The 21,778-nt window shown below is 52.9% G+C and carries 16 protein-coding genes; 4 read left to right on the forward strand and 12 right to left on the reverse strand.

Features of this window, described 5'->3' with window-relative positions; genetic code table 11:
• Positions 1 to 281 precede the first annotated feature (281 nt).
• Positions 282 to 1,970 (forward strand): alpha-amylase family glycosyl hydrolase, encoded by a 1,689-nt coding sequence (locus SC127_RS08705; RefSeq protein ID WP_243079863.1) that lies wholly within the window; start codon positions 282 to 284, stop codon positions 1,968 to 1,970.
• Here SC127_RS08705 and SC127_RS08710 read toward each other — a convergent pair whose 3' ends face one another.
• Both SC127_RS08710 and bioH read right to left on the reverse strand, forming a co-directional pair.
• Positions 1,971 to 2,240, reverse strand: a complete 270-nt coding sequence (locus SC127_RS08710) for a DUF1471 domain-containing protein (RefSeq protein WP_243079864.1) — start codon at positions 2,238 to 2,240, stop codon at positions 1,971 to 1,973.
• A gap of 297 nt (positions 2,241 to 2,537) precedes the next feature.
• On the reverse strand, positions 2,538 to 3,314 hold the full coding sequence (gene bioH, locus SC127_RS08715) for a pimeloyl-ACP methyl ester esterase BioH (RefSeq protein ID WP_332625980.1): 777 nt from the start codon (positions 3,312 to 3,314) through the stop codon (positions 2,538 to 2,540).
• A gap of 34 nt (positions 3,315 to 3,348) precedes the next feature.
• Between bioH and gntX the strand changes: the two genes are divergently transcribed.
• Positions 3,349 to 4,029, forward strand: coding sequence for a DNA utilization protein GntX (gene gntX, locus SC127_RS08720; protein ID WP_332625981.1), 681 nt, complete (start codon positions 3,349 to 3,351; stop codon positions 4,027 to 4,029).
• A gap of 58 nt (positions 4,030 to 4,087) precedes the next feature.
• Positions 4,088 to 4,663: a Fe-S biogenesis protein NfuA gene (nfuA, locus tag SC127_RS08725; protein ID WP_215845378.1), complete on the forward strand. Its 576-nt coding sequence runs from the start codon at positions 4,088 to 4,090 to the stop codon at positions 4,661 to 4,663.
• A 51-nt stretch (positions 4,664 to 4,714) separates the two neighbouring features.
• On the opposite strand, the gene malQ is transcribed toward nfuA, so the two are convergent.
• The 4 genes from malQ to glpE form a co-directional block, all read right to left on the reverse strand.
• Entirely contained in the window at positions 4,715 to 6,784 is a 2,070-nt protein-coding gene (gene malQ / locus SC127_RS08730; protein WP_332625982.1) for a 4-alpha-glucanotransferase, read from the reverse strand.
• A 248-nt stretch (positions 6,785 to 7,032) separates the two neighbouring features.
• A complete protein-coding gene (locus tag SC127_RS08735; protein ID WP_215845376.1) occupies positions 7,033 to 7,791 on the reverse strand; it encodes a DeoR/GlpR family transcriptional regulator in 759 nt (252 codons plus the stop codon).
• A gap of 47 nt (positions 7,792 to 7,838) precedes the next feature.
• Positions 7,839 to 8,663, reverse strand: coding sequence for a rhomboid family intramembrane serine protease GlpG (glpG, locus tag SC127_RS08740; RefSeq protein ID WP_332625983.1), 825 nt, complete (start codon positions 8,661 to 8,663; stop codon positions 7,839 to 7,841).
• Between the two features lie 32 nt (positions 8,664 to 8,695).
• The gene (gene glpE / locus SC127_RS08745; protein WP_215845374.1) at positions 8,696 to 9,022 is read right to left on the reverse strand and encodes a thiosulfate sulfurtransferase GlpE; all 327 of its coding nucleotides are present in this window, start codon (positions 9,020 to 9,022) and stop codon (positions 8,696 to 8,698) included.
• A gap of 228 nt (positions 9,023 to 9,250) precedes the next feature.
• Here glpE and glpD point away from each other — a divergent pair, with 228 nt between their 5' ends.
• Entirely contained in the window at positions 9,251 to 10,750 is a 1,500-nt protein-coding gene (gene glpD, locus SC127_RS08750; RefSeq protein ID WP_243079868.1) for a glycerol-3-phosphate dehydrogenase, read from the forward strand.
• Positions 10,751 to 10,874: 124 nt separating this feature from the next.
• Here glpD and glgP read toward each other — a convergent pair whose 3' ends face one another.
• The 6 genes from glgP to asd all read right to left on the reverse strand — a co-directional run bounded on the left by glgP (position 10,875) and on the right by asd (position 21,769).
• Positions 10,875 to 13,322: a glycogen phosphorylase gene (gene glgP / locus SC127_RS08755; protein ID WP_243079869.1), complete on the reverse strand. Its 2,448-nt coding sequence runs from the start codon at positions 13,320 to 13,322 to the stop codon at positions 10,875 to 10,877.
• Between the two features lie 17 nt (positions 13,323 to 13,339).
• A complete protein-coding gene (glgA, locus tag SC127_RS08760; protein WP_215845372.1) occupies positions 13,340 to 14,773 on the reverse strand; it encodes a glycogen synthase GlgA in 1,434 nt (477 codons plus the stop codon).
• Positions 14,774 to 14,834: 61 nt separating this feature from the next.
• Entirely contained in the window at positions 14,835 to 16,127 is a 1,293-nt protein-coding gene (gene glgC, locus SC127_RS08765; protein ID WP_215845371.1) for a glucose-1-phosphate adenylyltransferase, read from the reverse strand.
• A 10-nt stretch (positions 16,128 to 16,137) separates the two neighbouring features.
• Positions 16,138 to 18,120 (reverse strand): glycogen debranching protein GlgX, encoded by a 1,983-nt coding sequence (gene glgX / locus SC127_RS08770; RefSeq protein ID WP_332625984.1) that lies wholly within the window; start codon positions 18,118 to 18,120, stop codon positions 16,138 to 16,140.
• Entirely contained in the window at positions 18,117 to 20,300 is a 2,184-nt protein-coding gene (gene glgB / locus SC127_RS08775; RefSeq protein ID WP_215845369.1) for a 1,4-alpha-glucan branching enzyme, read from the reverse strand. The genes glgX and glgB overlap by 4 nt, the downstream gene beginning before the upstream one ends.
• Positions 20,301 to 20,659: 359 nt before the next feature.
• Positions 20,660 to 21,769 carry an aspartate-semialdehyde dehydrogenase gene (gene asd, locus SC127_RS08780; RefSeq protein ID WP_243079871.1) on the reverse strand — a complete coding sequence of 370 codons (1,110 nt, stop codon included), beginning with the start codon at positions 21,767 to 21,769 and terminating at the stop codon, positions 20,660 to 20,662.
• Between the last annotated feature and the right edge of the window lie 9 nt (positions 21,770 to 21,778).

The following is a 21,778-nucleotide window of genomic DNA, read 5'->3' on the forward strand; positions in this document are numbered from 1 at the left end:
GTTTGTCCCCCCATCGCCGCCTTCCCCCGCTTTGCGGGGGAAGGCGGCGCTGCCACATGTTGACACCGAATTCGCATGTTGCAGCGTCTTCCTCCCCCATGTATGGGGGAGGACCGAGGTGGGGGACAAACAACCCCGCACAATAAAGGACCGAGGTGGGGACAATTCCACCACCCAATCCAACCCAAATCTCATTGCCGAAGTGGAAAATCCTCGCTAGCACACTACGCTAAAAACACGCCTGTCATAAAAACAACACCTGCTGTGGCACCCAATTTGCGATGGAAACGATCACTGCTTTAATCGATAAGATTTATGCTGACACCTTTCCACAGGCCTCGCGTGAGCGCCTGCTTGCCAATATTGCCGAGGCGCGCGACGCAGTAAAGTTGCCGCGAAAAGCGCATTGGGATGAACAGGATGTGGTGTTAATTACCTACGCCGATCAGTTTCGCGAGCCGGATAAACCTACGCTCAGCAGTTTCTCACACTTTTATCAGCAGCATCTGCAATCCACCTTTCCGCTGGTGCATCTGCTGCCATTTTTTCCTTACTCTTCCGATGATGGTTTTTCAGTGATTGATTATCACCAGGTTAACCCGCTGTGTGGCGAATGGTCGGATGTCGCCACGCTGCATCAGGAAACCCGGTTGATGTTTGATTTCGTCTGCAACCATATGTCGGCGCACAGTGCGTGGTTTAAACACTTCCTGGCGCAGGATCCCGGTTGGGACAACTTCTTTATCAGCATGCCGCCCGCCACCGATCTCAGCGCCGTAACGCGGCCGCGAACGTCACCATTGCTCACACCGTTTGAGATGGCGGATGGCGAAACACGCTACATATGGACCACTTTCAGCGCCGACCAAATCGATCTCAATTTCGCCAATCCCGAAGTATTGATCCGTATGGTGAATGTCCTGCTCGATTATTTGGCGCGCGGTGCCGATTACGTGCGGCTGGACGCGGTGGGCTATATGTGGAAAACACCTGGCACCAACTGCATCCATCTGGAAAAAACGCATCAGCTGGTTAAGCTGTTCCGTGCAATTTCCAATGTGGTCGCGCCAGGCACGGTGATTATCACTGAAACTAACGTGCCGCATAAAGATAACATCAGCTATCTCGGTAACGGCCAAGATGAAGCGCAGATGGTGTATCAATTTTCACTCCCGCCACTGGTGCTGCATGCGATCCATTCTGGCTCAGGTCGTGCGCTGCGTCAGTGGGCTGGCACGCTCGATTTAAGTCATCGCGGTACAACTTTTTTTAACTTTCTGGCTTCGCATGATGGGATTGGTTTGAACCCAGCTCGTGGCATTTTGACGGAGATAGAGATCGTAGCGCTGGTGCGCGATCTGGCACTGGAAGGCGCCTTGGTCTCGTATAAAAACAATGCTGATGGCACCACCAGCCCCTATGAAATCAATGTTACCTATCTCGATGCGTTGAATCGTCAGGAAGATAACGACGAAACTCGCCTCAAGCGCTTCCTGCTGGCACACGCTATTTTATTGGCATTTCCTGGCGTGCCGGCGATTTACATTCAAAGCATGTTGGGGTCGCGAAATGATTATGACGGCGTGCGGGCAGCAGGTCATAACCGCGCCATCAATCGTCAAAAGTATGATTTGCACGAGATCGAATCGGCGCTGGTGGGTGGCGACTGGTTGCGGCAGCAGGTTTATACCCAACTCAGTCAGCTGATTCAGTTGCGCCGACGCCAACCCGCCTTTCATCCCGATAACGCCATGACGCTGTTCGACAGTGAAAATGCTTTACTGGTGCTGAAACGCCATCTGCCTGATAGCGAAGCGGGTTTACTGTGCGTGTTCAATCTCAGCAGTCGAAAAGTAGAAACGCGTTTGCCAGAGGCGCGCACATTGCAGGACGTAATCAGCGGGGAAAAAATAGAAGGCACCCAGCCTTTAACGCTGGATGCCTGGCAGTTTATGTGGCTACGAGGTTAATTATTTATAGACGTCAGCAACGGCGCTGAATTTGCCATGTTCACGACCCGCAATCACCAGATAATAGCGACCACCCTTTTCGTCAGCCATTTTAGAGAGTTCTTTTTTTGCATCCATCGGCGAAGTGGTTTCTGCCGTAGTGGTTACCGTAGCAATTTTCTCAAGATTCATTTTCTGCACATCTTCTTTGGTTACTTCTTTAGCCGCCAGAGCAGAAAACGAAACGGCACTCATCATCACTGAAGCCAAAACCCATTTCATAACCTTCATTTGTTTACCCTCATTCATTATCCATTGTTGAGATGTAAGCAGCCGCAAAATGCGATAAGGCAATATGGAACGGCATAGTCCAATCCATGACTATTCACATATAAATACTCTTCATATTTCGAACCGCAGGCGTGTTGGCTGTTCTCGCTCATCCGAATCACTGTCTTTAGTCAGCGCATCGCGATTCACTCCTTTGCCGCCTTCCTGCAATTCGAATTATTTAGGGTATAAGTGCAGCGGCTGTGCTCACGAATGAAGTATTGCCGCTACCTGCGATTTTGCCAGTTTTGTAACACGTTATGTCGGCAAATCTTTGATGAAACACAGGATATGTTGAACGAAAGTGTCGGGATGGGAAATAAAAGGAGCATGGGACGCCTTATCCATCACGATAGAAGGTGACGCGGGCAGCGCGTCGTCTAGCGGCTGCGCAATACGGCGCGGCACCAGGCCATCCAGCGATCCGTAAAGGCGCAGGAACGGCACATTAATCTCAGGTAATGCGCTGCGCAGATCCACGTGATGCAGAATCTCCAGTCCACCTTCAAGCACCTCTACTGCGGGCATCGGTTGCGACAATACGATCTCTTTGAGCTGACGTGCGTCGGCGCGTGCGCTTTCACTTCCCAGCGTCTGCAGCGCTAAAAATCGTTCAACAGTGCGTTGAAAATTATGACTCAACTGCTGTTGAAAGCTCTGAAGCGTTTCTGGTTTGATGCCTGGCCATTCATCATTGGCGGTAAAACAAGGTGAGGAGGCAACGGTAATCAACGCACGTAGCCGCTCCGGCGCAGTTAATGCTAGCTGCGTCGCTACTAAGCCGCCTAATGACCAACCCAGCACCACAGCGCGTGGCGGCAGCAACGGCAGCAGCTGTTGCACCATCTCATCCAACGTTAGTGCGGAAAAACCCTGACTGCGGCCATATCCCGGCAGATCCACCAGATGCAGGCGAAATTGTGCACTGAGCCGCGGAACAATGCTTTGCCACACTTCCGCATTCAGTCCCCAGCCGTGCAGCAGCACAAGATCTGCATCCCCTTCTCCGCAGGTGTGCCAGTAAAGCGACGTCATCAGTTACTATCCCAAAATTGATAAGGAGGTCGCTATGCTACCAATGCCCGCCCTTTGTTGGCTATGCGCATTACCGCTGCGTTTTGCTCATCACGGTATTTGCAGTTGCTGCTTACGCGCTTTACCGAAGCTGCCCATGCTTTGCCCGCGCTGTGGATTACCCGCTTCCTCCCTGCGTTCGCCTTGTGGCCGATGCCTGCGTGAGCCGCCCGCGTGGCAAGCCTTGGTGTGCGTTACCGGCTATCACGCGCCGCTGAGTCACTGGATACATCAGCTGAAATTTTCTCGCGTTACCGCACTCAAGGTGATGCTGGCGCGGCTGCTTTTGCTAAGCTGGTTGTATGCATACCGCACACGCTTACTCACGCGGCCCGATTTGCTGCTGTGCGTGCCGCTGCATCATCGACGTGGCTGGCAGCGTGGTTACAATCAAACTGCCCTGTTAGCTCAACCGTTGGCGCGCTGGCTGGGATGTGAATTTAGCCAAGGCTTGCGGCGTCATTATCAAGGCGCATTGCAGCATCAACTCAGCGCAAAGCAGCGCCGCACCAATTTGCGAGGTGCATTCGGTCTTGAAATTGCGGTACGCGGACGCCATATCGCCCTTATCGACGATGTGATCACCACAGGCAGCACGGTAGAAGAAATTAGCCGTTTTTTACTGGCGCAGGGCGCGGCCAGTGTGCAGGTTTGGTGCCTGTGCCGTACCTTGTAGAGCATCCGTGATGGGCGTATTATAACCAACTAAATTAGTCAACTATTGAGCAATCGACATGATCCGAATTACTGATTCTGCCCAAGAGCACTTTTCAAAACTGCTGTCCAAACAAGAAGACGGCACCCAGATTCGCGTATTCGTGATTAACCCGGGTACGCCAACAGCGGAGTGCGGTGTTTCCTACTGCCCGCCAGATGCCGTTGAATCTACTGATACCGAACTCAAGTTCGAAAAACTTTCTGCCTATGTAGACGAGCTGAGCAAACCTTATTTAGAAGATGCCGAAATTGACTTCGTTACCGATAACCTCGGTTCGCAGTTAACGCTGAAAGCGCCAAACGCCAAAATGCGTAAAGTCTCTGACGATGCGCCGATGATTGAGCGCGTTGAATACCTGCTACAGGCGCAGATCAACCCGCAGCTCGCCGGTCACGGTGGCCAGGTTTCATTGATGGAAATTACTGAAGATGGTTATGCGATTCTGCAATTTGGCGGCGGCTGTAACGGCTGTTCAATGATCGACGTGACGCTGAAAGATGGCATTGAGAAAGAGCTGCTGGCGGCTTTCCCAGAGTTAAAAGGCGTGCGTGATCTGACCGAACACCAGCGTGGCGAACACTCTTATTACTGATCAGATTTAACGATCATTAAGCGCGACAGTTTAGCTGTCGCGCTTTCATTTTCAGTTCGCTTTACGTCGCTGACTCACCGTTTTCAGCAATTTCTGCACCTCTTTATCCGCAAAGATTTCCTCTAACGGCTGCGTCAATTTGCGTCGCCAGTTGGGATATTGCTCAACCGTGCCCGGCACATTGACTGGCGTGGTCATTCCCAACCAATCTTCCGGCTGCAATCCCAGTAATGCACTTTGGGTATCGGCCAAAAATCGATGAATCGCCTGATTAAGCTGCGGCGACATCGCTAATTTATCTGCCTGTTTTGCACTGCGTGCCGGCAGTGATCCGGCTTTATGCAGCGCATTCAGCAGCGCCTGTTTCTGCGCCGTTCGCTGTTCAAGCAGCGGCTGCACCGCGTCAGCGGGATACAAACCTATCTTTTCGCCCAACTGCAAATCACCGGCATCCCAAAAACCGCTTAACGTCGGCAGATCGTGGGTGCTGGCGCTGGAGATCGACTGCCGTGGATATTCCTCGGGTGAGCGATACTCCCCGTCGCGCTGTTGTTCAAACCACAGTACCTTCCAGGAGAAAATACCGCTGTTGCGCAGCAGGCTGATAATCTCTTTCGGCACGGTGCCAAGATCTTCTCCAATCACCATGCAGCGCAAGCGCTGGCTTTCCAGCGCTAAAATGCCCAGCAAATCGTCTACCGGATAGGCGACGTAAGCGCCTTTATCCGCGGTTTCTCCAGCGGGCACCCACCAGAGCCGCAGTAGCGACATGACGTGATCAATACGCAGCGCCCCACAATCGCGCATATTAGCGCGCAGCATATCGATAAACGGCTGATAACCCCGCGCTTTCATCACATGCGGATCCATCGGCGGTAATCCCCAATATTGACCCAGCGGCCCCAGCCGATCGGGCGGCGCGCCGATGGAAGCTTTCAGGCGATAGAGCTCCGGGTCGAGCCAGGTTTCCGCGCTGCCTTCCGCCACGCCAACGGCTAAATCCCGGTACAGCCCAACGCTCATGCCCAATGTTTGACTGACTTGCCAGCATTGGGAAAACTGTTGCTGCGCCAAAAATTGCAGCCATTGCCAGAAAGCGATTTCATCTTCGTTCTGTTCACACCAATGTTGCACGTCAGGAAGCTGGCTGTTGCGCCACCCTTCTGGCCAGGCCGGCCAGCCCCAATGCTGTGCATTGCCTGCACGACGCTCTGCCTGCACGCCTTCGTATACCGCCTGATAACGTAGGCTATCTCCGCCTTCACGCACGAAAGCCGCAAAGGCGCGCTTCTCTTCATTCTCTTCGTCTCGTGGCTGAAATGCTGTCCACGCATGGCGCAGCGCCGTCAGTTTCAGCGCCATCACCGCCTCGTAATCAACCAAATCATTTTCACGAGCTTCAGCCAGCGCACGCTGTGTTTTGGCGCTTTTCCACCACTTTTGTGCCGCCGCGCTCTGCTGGAAATCCACCACTTGCGACACGTCTATATAGATGATGTTCAACCAGCGTCGTGAAGAAGGACTGTAAGGGCTGGCGAAGTCGGGACTGGCGGGATAGAGCGCATGCAGTGGATTCAACCCTACAAAGTCGCCGCCGTTTGCAGCAAGCTGTTGCACCAACTGCTTTAAATCACCGAAATCGCCGATACCCCAGTTTTTGGCTGAGCGCACGGTATATAACTGCACCAGCGCGCCCCAACGCTTTTCACCGTCACGCAGTGCTGGCGGCAGATAACAACGGCGCGGCGTAACGATAATACGCGTTTGCCATTGCTGCTTGCCCTTACTGAGTGTCAGCTGGTGATAACCCTGTCCGAGCGGCGAAGGCAGGGTAAAAAGTTCACCGCCAACAAGTGTTCCTTCAAACTGCTTCCCTGCTTCACTGCGCAGCTGCCAGTGATACTCGCCCCGCCCTTGCGGTGTCAGCTGACGTTTGCGACTACCACTGAATACCGCAACCGGTGGTAAGGGCGTTTTTTTGCCTTTATCGGGGTTATTCATCACTGCCAGCAAAGCGCGTTTGGTTTCATCGCTGATCGCTTCGGGTTGACCTTTGGCATTGATATATTCCAGCGAAATTCCAGCAGCACGCGCTGCCTTATCAAGTGCATTTTCTTTCATCGCCGCTCCTTAGCATTTAGCGTGCTTTGAGTGTTGCCATTGATGGATTAGAGCGGCTTCAAAATGTGCTTTTTCGAGATTTTGCAGCGACATATCACTCCCTTCTGAATCCGTTGGAGGTTACGCGAAACCGGCATGCGCACGGGCTGACCACAACGAGCCAGCGAAGAGTTAAGTAAAGACGCGAGTGCAAAAAAAAGCGACAGCAATCAAAGAAAAACGCCAGCATTATGCTGGCGCTGAGGGGATTAGCAGAGTTCGAGGTGAACTTCGTGTTGTTCAATCACTTTTAATACGCTGGCAGGTGGCGCTTGGTCAGTGTAGAGATAATCGAGCAGGCTCATATTGCCCAAATTAACCATCGCGTTGCGACCGAATTTAGAGTGATCCACCACCAGCATGACGCAGCGTGAGTTCTCAATGATGGCACGCTTGGTACGAACTTCATGATAATCAAACTCCAGCAGCGAGCCATCCATATCAATGCCGCTGATACCGAGAATGCCGTAATCGAGGCGGAACTGCGAAATGAAGTCCAGCGTGGCTTCACCCATGACCGCACCGTCGCGGGTGCGCACTTCGCCACCCGCAATAATCACCCGGAAATCAGGTTTGCCCATTAACAGCATCGCTACGTTAAGGTTGTTGGTCACAACCCGCAAATCGTTATGGTTGAGTAGCGCATGCGCTACCGCTTCCGGCGTGGTACCGATGTCGATAAACAGCGTAGCGCCGTCCGGGATCTGGCTAGCAACACGCTGAGCAATACGCGCTTTTTCTTCCGACAACATCATTTTACGATCTTGCCAGGCGGTATTTTCAGAGCTGGAGGGCAGCGCCGCGCCACCATGATGGCGTTGAATTTTGTTTTGATCGGCAAGGTCGTTCAAATCACGACGAATGGTTTGCGGGCTCACTTCGAAGTGATCTACCAGCTCTTCGGTACTGACATAACCCTGGCGCCGAACCAGATCGATAATGGCGTCATGACGTTGCGTCTGCTTCACATTGCTCTCCTGTTTTCGGCCGGTGGCCGCTGTTCTTTTTATTACGCCTAACGGCGCTTCGTTTTGCGCGTATCAACAAAAGCCATGGCTAATCCCACCACTAAACCGGCAACGTGCGCCGCGTTGGCAATGGCCAGACCCAATGCGCCAAACCAGCCAATCACTAGCCAGACAAGGGCGAATCCAATCAAACCTCGTTCGAGGTAAATACCGCTGTCGGGATCGCGTTCGCCGCGTAGCCAGCAATATCCCATCAAGGCGTAAACCACACCCGACAAACCACCAAACCAGATACCGCTGAATTTAGCCTGCATCCAGCCACTAAGCAGGGCGGAAATCAGCAGGATGACAAACAGCTTACCGCTGCCTAGCCGTTTTTCGACGGCGCCGCCGAGATACCACCACCACATCAGGTTGAACAAAATGTGCAGCAGCGAAAAATGCAAAAAGGCGTGGCTGAACCAGCGCCACACTTCCAGATATTGATCCGGGCCATCTGGCCAGGCGAGCCAGTACATTACGGTACGGTCGCCAACAATCTGCATCAGAATAAACACCGCAATACAGACCACCATTCCAGTAAGCGTTAGCGGCCCCGCTCGCTCGCGGATATTCGCCCAGAAGTTAGTGCGCTCATAGCGCAAACCGCTGTCGGTTTTGCCGCTGTGCCAGCTGGCTGCTCGATACCGTGGATGATTCGGATCGTGCACAAACTGTTGAAGTTCGTTTTCGACCATCGACAGTTTACTTTCATCATCCAACATGATGACGTAATGGCTTTCGTGCTCAATACGCAGCGTAACGCCGCGCGTTGCCATGTAATCGACGAACGCCTGCGCCATGCGCGGCTGATTGAATTGGGTAATGCGCATGATACGTAACTCTCCATGTGACGATGTGCTGTTTAAACGCTGCCGTTAGCGACCTGCATCGGGAAAGCAGCACGCCAGGCATCAAAACCGCCATCAATGCTGTAAGCCGCCGCAAATCCCTGACTCAATAAATATTGTGCTGCGCTTTTGCTGCTGTTGCCGTGATAACACATCACCAACACCGGTAATGTTTGATCGGCATCCGCTATAAAGGCGTTGAGGTTGCTGTTTGACAGGTGCAAGGCTCCCGCAGCGTGGCCAAGCGCGAAACTTTGTGGATCGCGTATATCCACCAGCAGCGCGCCCTGCTCCAGCTGCGCCTGTGCCTGCTGAACATCAATACATTCGAAGGTTTCCATGGTGTCTCTCATTACTGCGTCACAATTAGCGCTTAGTGTAACCCGAGAATTAGCGCCAATAACCTGACAAACACTGCGGACTTGTATTTTTTTCACGTTCAGAATGTTAGCTATATCACGCAAAAATGTTTTTACCGGGTTAAAAGCTGGCATCAATGTTGGTTTACGATTATTATTATGCTCGAAAACGAACATTAATGAACTATTCCGAACATCGGAGGAGATGACGTGGAAACCAAAGACCTGATCGTGATCGGCGGCGGCATCAACGGTGCCGGCATTGCAGCGGATGCTGCAGGACGCGGACTGTCGGTGCTGATGCTGGAGGCGCGGGATCTGGCTTGCGCGACCTCTTCTGCCAGTTCAAAACTGATTCACGGTGGCCTGCGCTACCTTGAGCACTACGAGTTTCGCTTAGTGAGCGAAGCGCTGGCTGAGCGTGAAGTGCTATTGAAAATGGCGCCACACATTGCGTTTCCAATGCGCTTTCGTCTGCCGCATCGCCCGCACCTGCGTCCAGCATGGATGATTCGTACCGGCCTGTTTATGTACGATCACCTCGGTAAGCGCACCAGCTTACCCAGCAGCAAAAGCCTGCGTTTTGGCGCGGATTCCGCCCTGAAGCCTGAGATCACGCGCGGATTCGAATATTCCGACTGCTGGGTTGATGATGCGCGCATGGTTGTCTTAAATGCGCAGGAAGTGGTGAAGCACGGCGGTGAAGTTAAAACGCGTACTCGTGTGACGCGTGCCTGGCGTGAAGGCGGTTTGTGGATGGTAGAAGCTGAAGATGTCGACAGCGGAAAAACCTTCACCTGGCGCGCTAAAGGATTAGTGAACGCGGCGGGTCCGTGGGTGAAACAGTTCTTTGACGACGGCCTGAAGCTGAAATCGCCTTACGGCATTCGCTTAATCAAAGGCAGCCACATTGTGGTGCCGCGCGTTCATACTGAGAAACAGGCTTATATCCTGCAGAACGAAGATAACCGCATTGTGTTTGTCATTCCGTGGATGGATGAGTTCTCGATTGTCGGCACCACCGACGTCGAATACAAAGGCGATCCGAAAAGCGTCAAGATCGATGATAACGAGATCGATTATCTGTTGAAGGTGTACAACGGTCACTTCAAAAAACAGCTGGTTGCTGACGATATCGTTTGGACTTATTCCGGTGTGCGTCCGTTATGTGATGATGAATCTGATTCACCGCAGGCCATCACCCGCGACTATACGCTGGACGTGCGTGATGAAAATGGCCAGGCACCGTTGCTGTCAGTGTTTGGTGGCAAGCTGACCACCTATCGCAAACTGGCGGAGCATGCGCTGGAAAAACTGACCAAGTATTTCCCAAATGCGGGTCCAGCCTGGACCAAAACCTGCGTATTGCCAGGCGGTAACATCGCGGGAACGCGTGAAGATTATGCAGCTAGCCTGCGTCGTCGTTATCCGTTTATCAGTGAAAACATGGCGCGTCATTATTCACGTACCTATGGCAGCAATACTGAAGTTTTGTTAGAAGGCGCGAAAAGCCGGGAAGATTTAGGTGAGAACTTTGGTCATGAGTTCTATGAAGCAGAGCTGCGTTATTTAGTGCAGAACGAATGGGTTCGCGAACTGGATGATGCAATCTGGCGCCGCACCAAGCAAGGCATGTGGCTGACCAAAGAGCAGCAGGCGCGTGTGGCTGAGTGGCTGGCGGCTAAACCGGCGTTGTCGCTGGCTTCATGATAATGTGAGTCGTCCACTCTTCGGTTAGCCGAAGAGTATTCAGACGATAAAAAAACGCAGAGGACGCTTTTTGTTCTCTGCGTTTTGCATTTTACGCTTCTGGATTCTCATCCACGCGGCAAGATTACAACCTTACCGGCGCAATGTGCCAAATCTCATCCGCATATTCCTGAATCGTTCTGTCCGACGAGAAGTAACCCATCCCAGCAATATTTAACGCGGCGCGACGTTGCCATTCATCCGGCTGACGATACAGCGCATCCACTTTGTCCTGCGTATCCACATAGCTACGATAATCGGCCAGGAGTTGATAGTGGTCGCCGAAATTCACCAACGAGTCGAACAGATTACGATAGCGACCCGGATCGGAAGGGCTAAATACGCCCGAGGCAATTTGGGTCAGCACCTGATGCAGCTCCGCATCCTCTTCATAATATTTACGCGGGTTATAACCTCCCCGGCGCAACGCTTCGACCTGCGGTGTAGTGTTACCGAAAATAAAGATATTCTCTTCACCAACATGGTCGAGCATTTCAACATTGGCGCCATCCAGCGTCCCAATGGTCAGCGCGCCGTTGAGTGCGAACTTCATGTTACTGGTGCCCGAGGCTTCTGTTCCTGCGGTAGAGATCTGCTCAGAGAGATCGGCGGCGGGAATAATGATCTGCGCCAGACTCACGCTGTAGTTGGGAATAAACACCACTTTCAGCTTGTTCTTTACCTGCGGATCGTTGTTGATCACTTTCGCGACATCGTTGATCAAATGGATAATGTGCTTCGCGACGTAATAGGCCGACGCGGCTTTACCGGCGAAGATATTGACGCGCGGCACCCAATCTCCATCCGGCTCAGCTTTAATTCGGTTGTAACGGGTAATCACGTGCAACACGTTGAGCAACTGACGTTTGTATTCGTGAATACGCTTGATCTGCACATCAAACAGCGCATTAGGATCGAGCACCACATCAAGATTTTTGGCAACCCAATCCGCTAAGCGACGCTTGTTCTGGTATTTGGCATCAGCCACTTTTTTGATAAAGGCCGGGTAATCAATCTGCGCTTTCAACTCATTTAACTGGCTCAGTTCGGTACGCCAGTTACGACCAATCTCGTCATCTAACACGTCAGACAGCGCTGGGTTAGCCAACGCCAGCCAGCGACGCGGCGTTACACCATTGGTTTTATTGCAGAAACGCCCAGGGAATAGACGCGAGAAATCAGCAAACAGCGACTGCACCATCAGATTAGAGTGCAATTCCGAGACGCCGTTAACTTTATGGCTCACCACCACCGCCAGCCACGCCATACGAATTCGTCGGCCATCTTTTTCATCGATAATGGAGATGCGCGACAGCAATTCCCAGTCATCTGGGTAATAGTCCTGAATAGTTTTCAGGAAGTAATCGTTGATCTCAAAAATGATGCCAAGATGGCGCGGTAGAATTTTGCCGATCATGTCCACTGGCCAGGTTTCCAGCGCTTCCGTCATCAACGTATGGTTGGTGTAGGAGAAGACCTGACAAATCACTTCAAACGCGTTGTCCCACGTGAACTTGTGCTCATCAATTAACAGGCGCATCAGTTCAGGAATCGCTAACACGGGATGCGTGTCATTGAGGTGAATGGCGATTTTATCCGCGAGATTGTCCCACGTTTGATGCATGCGCCAGTGACGATTAAGAATATCCTGCACCGTTGCCGACACCAGGAAATACTCCTGACGTAAACGCAGCTCACGCCCAGAATAGGTTGAATCATCGGGATAGAGCACGCGCGAGACGTTTTCTGAATGGTTCTTATCTTCAACTGCCGCAAAGTAATCACCCTGATTGAACTTGCCCAGGTTGATTTCATTACTGGCCTGCGCTCCCCACAATCGCAGCGTGTTGGTCGCGTCGGTGTCAAAACCAGGAATGATTTGATCGTAAGCCATCGCCAGGATCTCTTCCGTTTCCAGCCAACGCACCTTGGTGCCCTCATGCTGAATACGTCCACCGAAACGCACTTTGTATCGGGTGTTGAAACGTTGAAATTCCCACGGATTACCATATTCCAGCCAGTAATCGGGCGACTCTTTCTGCTCACCATCCACAATGTTCTGTTTGAACATGCCGTAATCGTAGCGAATGCCATAACCGCGGCCTGGCATGCCCAAAGTGGCGAGAGAATCGAGGAAGCAAGCAGCCAAACGGCCTAACCCGCCATTACCTAAGCCCGGATCGTTCTCCTCTTCCATGAGTTCAGCCAGATCGAGACCCATTTCGTCTAATGCCTGGCTAAGATCGTCATAAATGCCCATCGACAACAGCGCATTCCCCAACGTGCGGCCCATCAGAAACTCCATCGACAGGTAATAAACCTGGCGCACATCCTGCGATAGCTGAGCACGGCTGGAACGCAGCCAGCGTTCGACCATGCGATCGCGTACCGCCAGCAGCGCGGCGTTGAGCCACTCATGCTTATTGGCAATGGAAGGATCTTTACCAATGGTGAACATCAGCTTATAGGCAATCGAGTGCTTTAAAGCATCAACCGTCAACGTCGGTGAGGCGTAAGTGAAAGGTGCATTCATATCCAGTATCCCATCCGTTACAACAAACGTTGGTAAAGGTCGCGGTAGGCTTGCGCTGCCACCTGCCAGCTAAAATCCATTCCCATCGCCTGACGCTGGACATAACGCCAGAGCGAGGGACGGGACCACAGTACAAAAGCGCGTCTAATCGCCCGTAACAGTGACCAGGCGTTACTGTCTTCAAAACTAAAACCGCTGGCGATGCCGTCTGCCAGGTTTTCCAGAGAACTGTCGTTAACCGTATCCGCCAAACCACCGGTTCTTCTTACCAGCGGCAAGGTGCCATATTTCAATCCATAAAGTTGCGTGAGTCCGCAGGGTTCGAAACGGCTTGGCACCATGATGACGTCTGCACCGCCAACAATGCGGTGGGAGAAGGCTTCGTGATAACCAATTTGTACCCCTACGCTGCCAGGATGCTCCGCTGCCGCCGCTAAAAAGCCCTGCTGCAATTCCGCATCGCCCTGGCCAAGCAGCACCAGCTGTCCACCCTGCGCCAGCAGGCCGGGCAACGCTTCGAGCACTAAATCCAGCCCTTTCTGCCGCGTCAGGCGGCTGATGACGGCAAACACCGGGGCTTTTTCATCCACTTTCAACCCCATCGCGACCTGCAACTGGCGCTTGTTTTCCGCTTTGGCTTCCAGCGTGTCGCGGTTGTAGCGGGCACTGAGCAGCAGATCGTGCGCCGGATCCCATATGGAGGGATCCACGCCATTTAAGATGCCACTCAACCGCCCTTCGAGCATGCGCTGCGCCAGCAAGGTTTCCATGCCGTAACCAAACTCTGCCGAGGTAATCTCATGCGCATAAGTTGGACTCACTGCCGTAATATGATCGGCATAAAACAGCCCAGCTTTAAGAAAAGAAATTTGGCCAAAAAATTCAAGGCCGTGCATGTTGAAAAACGACTGCGGCAGCTGAATCTCAGCCATGTGATGCGCAGAGAACAAGCCTTGATACGCCAGGTTGTGCACCGTAAACACCGATTTTGCCGGACGCCCGCGCGCTTCCATGTAGGCGCAGGTGAGTCCCGCATGCCAGTCGTGCGCATGCACAATGTCAGGACGCCAGTAAGGATCAAGCCCACACGCCAGCTCGCACCCCATCCAACCCAGTAGCGCAAAACGCATATAGTTATCGACATAGGCAAACTGCGATTCGTCGTGATACGGACTTCCCGGTCGGTTATAAAGTCCGGGCGCATCGATTAAATAAATACCCACACCATCGAACTGTCCAAAAAGTAAGCTTACAGGACCTGCAAAGGTCTGTAGCTCGGCAACGACTTGTGTATCAGGAATGCCTTTACGCAATGCAGGAAACGCGGGAAGCAGCACCCGCGTATCCGTTCCACCTGCAATTTGTGCTTGAGGTAATGCCCCGACTACATCAGCCAACCCGCCAGTTTTTAGCAGCGGAAAAAGTTCTGAACAGACATGTAAAACCTGCATCCTCGACCTCATTAAGTTATCGGACACGATCCGCGTGCCGATTGCGTGTGCCGCTTATCGCTTACTGCCCCGCAGTAGCCAATTTGGCCAACATGGCGCGGGTAACCAGTACGATGCCCTCTTCCGAACGGTGAAACCGGCGACTGTCTTCATCTGGATTTTCACCAATCACCATCCCTTCTGGCAGCACGCAGGCGCGGTCAATCACACAGCGGCGCAGACGACAGGATCGGCTCACTACCACATCAGGCAGCAGCACGGTGGAATCGATATTGCAAAAAGAATTAACGCGCACGCGTGGGAAAAGCACGGAGTTCACCACCACTGAGCCGGAGATAATGCAGCCGCCGGAGACCAACGAATTCATGGTCATGCCGTGGCTACCGGATCGATCCTGCACAAACTTGGCAGGCGGCAGCGGTTCCATATGCGTGCGTATTGGCCAGGTAGAGTCATACATATCCAACTCAGGTGTTACCGAAGCCAGGTCGAGGTTGGCACGCCAGTAAGCTTCCAGCGTCCCCACATCGCGCCAATAAGGCGGCGCGTTGTCATCGTTTTGTACACAGGAGAGCACAAACGAATGGGCATAACCTTCGCCGCTCGCCACGATTTTTGGCAAAATATCCTTACCAAAATCGTGATTCGAATTAGGTTCCTGTAAGTCTTCTTCTAGCAGTTGATAAAGATAATCTGCGTTAAAAACGTAGACGCCCATGCTGGCCAACGCCTTGGTGTCATCACCCGGCATGGTCGGCGGTTTTGGCGGTTTCTCAACAAAATCCACCACCATATTCTCTTCATCTACCGCCATCACGCCGAATGCCGTCGCTTCATGCACCGGCACCGGTAAACAGGCGATGGTGCATTTCGCCTCTTTGCCCACGTGATCCAACAGCATGCGCGAGTAATCCATTTTATAAATGTGGTCCCCGGCAAGAATCACGATGTATTGCGCCTGATAGCGACGAATGACGTCAAGATTTTGGGTCACAGCATCGGCGGTGCCGCGATACCATTGGTCGGTGGCTAAACGCTGCTGCGCTGGCAGCAAATCCACAAACTCATTCATCTCTTCGTTGAAGATCGACCAGCCACGCTGAATATGCTGGGTTAGCGTATGCGACTGGTATTGAGTGATAACGCCAATGCGGCGGATGCCGGAGTTGACGCAGTTGGAAAGCGCAAAGTCGATGATGCGAAACTTGCCACCGAAATGCACCGCCGGTTTGGCACGTTTTGCCGTCAGATCGACCAGGCGCGTACCGCGTCCTCCCGCGAGGATCAGGGCCACCGTTTGTGAAGGGAGTTGGCGGGCCAACATCAGGTGTTCTGTTCTATCTAATTTAACCATGTCTGACTCCTTATGATTGCTTTTGGAACACGCACACACCGTGTGCGGGACCATGCCAGACAGTTAACAAAATGGGGTTATCGTCCCCGGCGAAAGGAGGAAGGGCACGCCATTCTCCGTCTGGTAAGGCGATATCACTCACCGATTCCGTGGCGTTTATTGTTATTAACCAGCGGCCGGAGAGCAGGATCTGCAATCTATGCGCCCCCTGCGTCCATTCTTCGTGCTGCAGTGGTTTGCCGCTGGCATTGAGCCACTGCACATTGTCGTCACCCGGCTGCCACCAGCGATCCTTGGTCAGCGCGGGAATGCGCTGGCGCAGATGGATCAATGCAGCGGTGAAATCGACCAAGCCGTTATCGCCTTCCTGCCAGTCAAGCCAACTAAGCGCGTTGTCCTGACAATAAGCGTTGTTGTTTCCGTGTTGGCTGTTGCCACGCTCATCGCCAGCCAACAGCATAGGTGTGCCTTGCGACAGCAGCAGCGTGGTGAGTAAGCCATGCACGCTGAGGCGTCGGCGCTCAATGACATCGAAGCTAACGCTAAGCCCTTCTTTGCCGTGATTGTGGCTAAAGTTACTGCCATGACCGTCGCGGTTGTCTTCGCCGTTGGCTTCGTTATGTTTATTGTTGAAGCTCACCAGATCGCACAGCGTAAAACCGTCATGGGCGGTAATGAGATTAATCGTGGCATGAGGTTGCCTTGCCTCACGCTGATAAAGATCGCTGGAAGCCGCAAAGCGCCGGACAAAATCACTGTTGCTCATTTCGCCGCGTAGCCAATAGCGGCGCGCAGTATCACGAAACTGATCGTTCCATTCAGCAAAGGGCTGCGGATAGTTACCCACCTGATAACCGTGGGGACCGATATCCCAAGGCTCGGCAATCAATTTGCACGTCGACAGCAGCGGGCAAGCGCGTATCGCCTCGAATAGCGGCGCATCGCGCTGGTAATCGGGTGTGCGGCCCATTACCGTAGCGAGGTCAAAACGGAAACCATCAACGTGGCAAACGCGTACCCAATAGCGCAGCGCTTCCAGCGTCCATTCCATTACCCGCGGATGATTAAGGTTGACTGTGTTGCCACAGCCGGTCCAGTTTTCGTAATCGCCCTGCTCGTTGAGCCAGTAATAGCTGGCATTGTCGATACCACGCATCGAGATCGTTGGGCCCGCCTCGTGCAGTTCTGCGGTGTGGTTAAACACCACGTCCAGCAGCACTTCAATACCTGCGGCGTGCAGATTTTTCACCGCCTGTTGGAACTCCTGCAAAGGCGTTGCACCATCCTGCCCAGCGGCGTAACGTGGGTCGACAGCCCAAAGTGCAAACGGGTTGTAGCCCCAATAATTGCTTAATCCAAGCCGCAGCAAACGCGGCTCGCTGGCAAAGTGGGCAATCGGCAGCAGTTCGATGGCGGTGATGCCAAGGTGGCTGAGATAATCCACCATAACAGGATGGCCTAGCGCCGCGTAAGTCCCGCGCAGCGTTTCCGGAATATCCGGGTGCTGGAGGGTTAACCCACGCACGTGAGCTTCATAAATAACCGTTTTTCCCCACGGCGTGCGCGGTGCAATATCATCTTCCCAGTCGAAATCTTCCGCCACCACCAGCGACTTAGGCGCTATCGCCGCGTTATCCAAGGGATCGGGTTCAACTTCACCACTTTGAAAACGCGGATCATCCGGTACATCGCCCACCACCTCGCGGGCACAAGGATCCACCAACAGCTTGGCCGGATTAAAGCGATGCCCTTTTTGCGGTGCCCAAGGGCCATGAACGCGATAGCCATAGCGCTGGCCTGGTTTAAGCGCAGGAAAATAGCCGTGCCAGATATCTTCAGTGCGGCCCGGCAAGTCAAAACGGTGTTCAACGCCATGATCATCAAACAGACAAAGTTCGACGCGTTCGGCATGCTGTGAAAACAGGGTAAAGTTAACCCCTTTACCATCGTAAACAGCACCTAACGGTTCAGGCTGACCGGGTTTTAATGTCATTCGGCCTCCCGCACCAACCACACAGTGGCAAGCGGTGGCAGACTCAGACTCAGCGATTGTGGTCGTCCATGGCTTTCAATCTGATCGGTATGCACTAAATGGTTACGTACATCGCTGCCATGATATTCGTGCTGGTCGGTGTTAAGCACCTCGCGCCAGTTGCCCGCTTGATTCACACCAAAACGGTAACCGGGACGCGTAACTGGCGTGAAGTTACTGGCAACAATCATCTCGTTACCTTCACGATCGCGGCGGATAAACACAAATACCGAATTTTCAGCGTCATCAACCACTAGCCACTCAAAGCCTGCCGGATCGTAGTCAAGCTGATAGAGCTGCGTGTAGTGGCGATAAGTGAAGTTAAGGTCGCGCACCAGGCGATGTACGCCGTGGTGCCAGTTGTCTTCGCCTTCCAGCAGATGCCAGTCGAGGCTGGTATCGTGATTCCACTCTCTGCCTTGGGCAAATTCATTGCCCATGAACTGCAGCTTTTTACCGGGAAACGCCCACATCCAGCCGTAATAAGCCCGCAGATTGGCAAATTTTTGCCATGCATCGCCCGGCATGCGATCCAAAATAGAGCGCTTGCCATGTACCACTTCATCGTGCGACAGCGGCAACACAAAGTTTTCGGTGTAGTTGTACATCATGCCGAAACTCATCAGATTGTGATGAAAACGACGATGCACCGGATCGAGTTTCATGTAGTCCAGCGTGTCGTGCATCCAACCGAGATTCCATTTGAACCAGAAGCCCAATCCGCCACTTTCCGGTGGACGTGAAACGCCAGGGAAATCGGTGGACTCTTCCGCCATGGTGATCGTGCCTTCTGCCGCATGGCCCAAAGTACGGTTGGTGTAACGTAAGAAGGTAATGGCTTCGAGGTTTTCACGGCCACCGAAATGATTGGGAACCCATTCACCTTCAGCGCGGCTGTAGTCGCGGTAAATCATTGATGCCACCGCATCTACGCGCAATCCATCAATGCCAAACCGCTCCAGCCAGTACAGCGCGTTGCCGGAGAGGTAATTACTGACTTCACGGCGACCGAAGTTATAAATCAGCGTGTTCCAGTCCTGATGATAGCCTTCACGCGGATCGCTGTGCTCGTAGAGTTCGGTGCCGTCAAATTTCGCTAAACCAAAATCATCGCTAGGGAAATGGCCCGGCACCCAATCCAGCAGCACGTTCAGGCCCGCCTCATGAGCACTGGCGATGAAGTCACGGAATTCATCGCGCGCACCAAAACGACGCGTTGGTGCGTACATACCCAGCGGCTGATACCCCCAACTTCCATCAAACGGATGTTCGTTAATCGGCAGCAATTCAAGGTGGGTAAAACCCATCTCTTTGACGTAGGGAATCAGCTGCTCAGAGAGCTCTTTGTAACTCAGCCAGAAATTGTTGTCGGTGTGACGACGCCAGGAGCCCAGATGCACTTCATAGATTGAGATAGGCTGGTCGAAAGCATTGGCGGCTTTGCGCTCGGCACTCATCTCCACTTTGTTGGGCAGGCCACAAATCATTGACGCGGTTTCTGGACGCATCTGCGCTTCAAAGGCAAAGGGATCAGCTTTGATGCGCAACTTGTCGTTGGCATCGATGATTTCAAATTTGTAGAGCTGACCGTTAAACGCGCCGGGAACAAACAGTTCCCAGATGCCCATCTCCTGACGCAGGCGCATCGGGTGACGACGTCCATCCCAGAAGTTGAAATCGCCTACCACCGAAACGCGGCGTGCATTCGGCGCCCAGACGCAAAAGCGCGTACCGTTAACGCCATCTATCACCGCGCCGTGTGCGCCTAAGGTTTCATAAGGACGTAAATGCGTCCCTTCCGCCAGCAACCACGCATCCATCTCTTCCAGCAGCGGGCCAAAGCGATAAGCATCATCCAGTAAATTTTGCTGGCCGTGCCAGTTTACCGCCAGCTGATAGCGAAACGGCTTTTTACGACGCGGAATCACGCCGCTAAAAAAGCCACGCGAATCGACACATTTCAGTTGGGCCAGTTTACGCCCGGTGTTGGTTTCAATAACCCAGACTTCCGAGGCTTCGGGTAGCAAGGCTCGCACTTCAAGTCCTTGCTCAGTCTGGTGCATCCCTAATAACGAAAAGGGATCGGCGTAATTACCCGCAAACAGGGCATTGATCGCCTGGCGATCGGGAAGCTCTGACATGACTTTCTTCCTGTGATATTTGGCAGGCGAAATGGATGCGACTTGTCTCGCGCAACAGATGCACTGCTCTTCATTGAGCCATGAGTACAACGGCAAGGGAGATAAGCCAGTCCGTGGGAAAGAGTCTTTGCCGTGTACAACAACCATTCAGTTCAAAAATCAAAACAGTTTACTAGCGGCACATCATTGTTAAATCATAGCTTGGCGAGAGAAGTTGCCAGGGAAGAAACCAAAAAAATTATTAACTAACAGACAAAAAGGGGAAGCGGATCACTTCCGGGAGGCAAGCTAATTGACTTATTACAGGATAAAAAGAGAAAAGGCCGAAGTTTTTCGGCCTTTGGAAGAGGTTTTCAGAATTAGTCGACCAGCAGGCGCAGCATACGACGCAGCGGCTCAGCAGCGCCCCACAACAGTTGATCGCCAACCGTAAAGGCGGAAAGGTATTCCGGCCCCATATTGAGCTTGCGCAAGCGACCCACTGGCGTAGTCAGCGTGCCGGTGACAGCGGCAGGCGTGAGTTCACGCATCGTTAATTCACGATCGTTTGGCACGACTTTTACCCATTCATTGTGCGAAGCCAGCAGTTGTTCAATGTCGGCCAGCGGCAGGTCTTTTTTCAGCTTCAGGGTAAATGCCTGACTGTGGCAGCGCAGCGCGCCGACGCGCACGCACAAGCCATCGACTGGAATAGTGTGCTGCGTGCCCAGAATCTTGTTGGTTTCGGCCTGGCCTTTCCACTCTTCGCGGCTCTGGCCATTGTCCAACTGCTTGTCGATCCATGGAATCAGGCTGCCCGCCAGCGGCACGCCGAAGTTATCGGTTGGCAGCGTGCCGGAGCGAGTGAAGTCAGTCACGCTACGTTCGATATCAAGAATCGCTGAGGCGGGATTCTGCAGCGATTTCGCTACGTGATCGTGCAACATGCCCATTTGAGTCAGCAGTTCGCGCATGTGACGCGCACCGCCACCTGATGCAGCTTGATATGTCGCCACCGAGGCCCACTCAACCAGATTTTGCGCAAACAGACCGCCGAGCGACATTAGCATCAGGCTTACGGTACAGTTCCCGCCGACAAAGGTATTGAGACCACTGTCAATGCCCTGACGAATAACCTGTTGGTTTACCGGATCGAGGATGATGATGGCATCCTCTTTCATACGCAGCGTGGACGCCGCATCAATCCAGTAACCTTTCCAGCCGCTGGCGCGCAGCTTAGGATAAACTTCACTGGTATAGTCGCCGCCCTGGCAGGTAATAATGATATCCAGCGCCTTTAGTGCATCGATATCAAACGCATCCTGCAGCGTGCCATGGTGTTTACCGCCAAACTCTGGCGCCGCCTGACCATGCTGCGAGGTGGAGAAGAAGACCGGATTGATGACATCAAAATCGCGTTCTTCGATCATGCGGGACATCAGCACAGAGCCGACCATACCGCGCCAACCAACTAAACCTACATTCTTCATGTTGTGTCC

It is taken from the genome of Pantoea sp. T14 (assembly GCF_036663535.1).
In the GTDB taxonomy this organism is placed as follows: domain Bacteria; phylum Pseudomonadota; class Gammaproteobacteria; order Enterobacterales; family Enterobacteriaceae; genus Pantoea; species Pantoea phytostimulans.

Excerpts from the sequence above, each read along its gene's own strand:
- SC127_RS08705 (WP_243079863.1), top strand. The coding sequence starts at position 282 with ATGGAAACGATCACTGCTTTAATCGATAAGATTTATGCTGACACCTTT.
- SC127_RS08710 (WP_243079864.1), bottom strand. The coding sequence starts at position 2,240 with ATGAAGGTTATGAAATGGGTTTTGGCTTCAGTGATGATGAGTGCCGTT.
- bioH (WP_332625980.1), bottom strand. The coding sequence starts at position 3,314 with ATGACGTCGCTTTACTGGCACACCTGCGGAGAAGGGGATGCAGATCTT.
- gntX (WP_332625981.1), top strand. The coding sequence starts at position 3,349 with ATGCTACCAATGCCCGCCCTTTGTTGGCTATGCGCATTACCGCTGCGT.
- nfuA (WP_215845378.1), top strand. The coding sequence starts at position 4,088 with ATGATCCGAATTACTGATTCTGCCCAAGAGCACTTTTCAAAACTGCTG.
- malQ (WP_332625982.1), bottom strand. The coding sequence starts at position 6,784 with ATGAAAGAAAATGCACTTGATAAGGCAGCGCGTGCTGCTGGAATTTCG.
- glpG (WP_332625983.1), bottom strand. The coding sequence starts at position 8,663 with ATGCGCATTACCCAATTCAATCAGCCGCGCATGGCGCAGGCGTTCGTC.
- glpE (WP_215845374.1), bottom strand. The coding sequence starts at position 9,022 with ATGGAAACCTTCGAATGTATTGATGTTCAGCAGGCACAGGCGCAGCTG.
- glgP (WP_243079869.1), bottom strand. The coding sequence starts at position 13,322 with ATGAATGCACCTTTCACTTACGCCTCACCGACGTTGACGGTTGATGCT.
- glgA (WP_215845372.1), bottom strand. The coding sequence starts at position 14,773 with ATGCAGGTTTTACATGTCTGTTCAGAACTTTTTCCGCTGCTAAAAACT.
- glgC (WP_215845371.1), bottom strand. The coding sequence starts at position 16,127 with ATGGTTAAATTAGATAGAACAGAACACCTGATGTTGGCCCGCCAACTC.
- glgX (WP_332625984.1), bottom strand. The coding sequence starts at position 18,120 with ATGACATTAAAACCCGGTCAGCCTGAACCGTTAGGTGCTGTTTACGAT.
- glgB (WP_215845369.1), bottom strand. The coding sequence starts at position 20,300 with ATGTCAGAGCTTCCCGATCGCCAGGCGATCAATGCCCTGTTTGCGGGT.
- asd (WP_243079871.1), bottom strand. The coding sequence starts at position 21,769 with ATGAAGAATGTAGGTTTAGTTGGTTGGCGCGGTATGGTCGGCTCTGTG.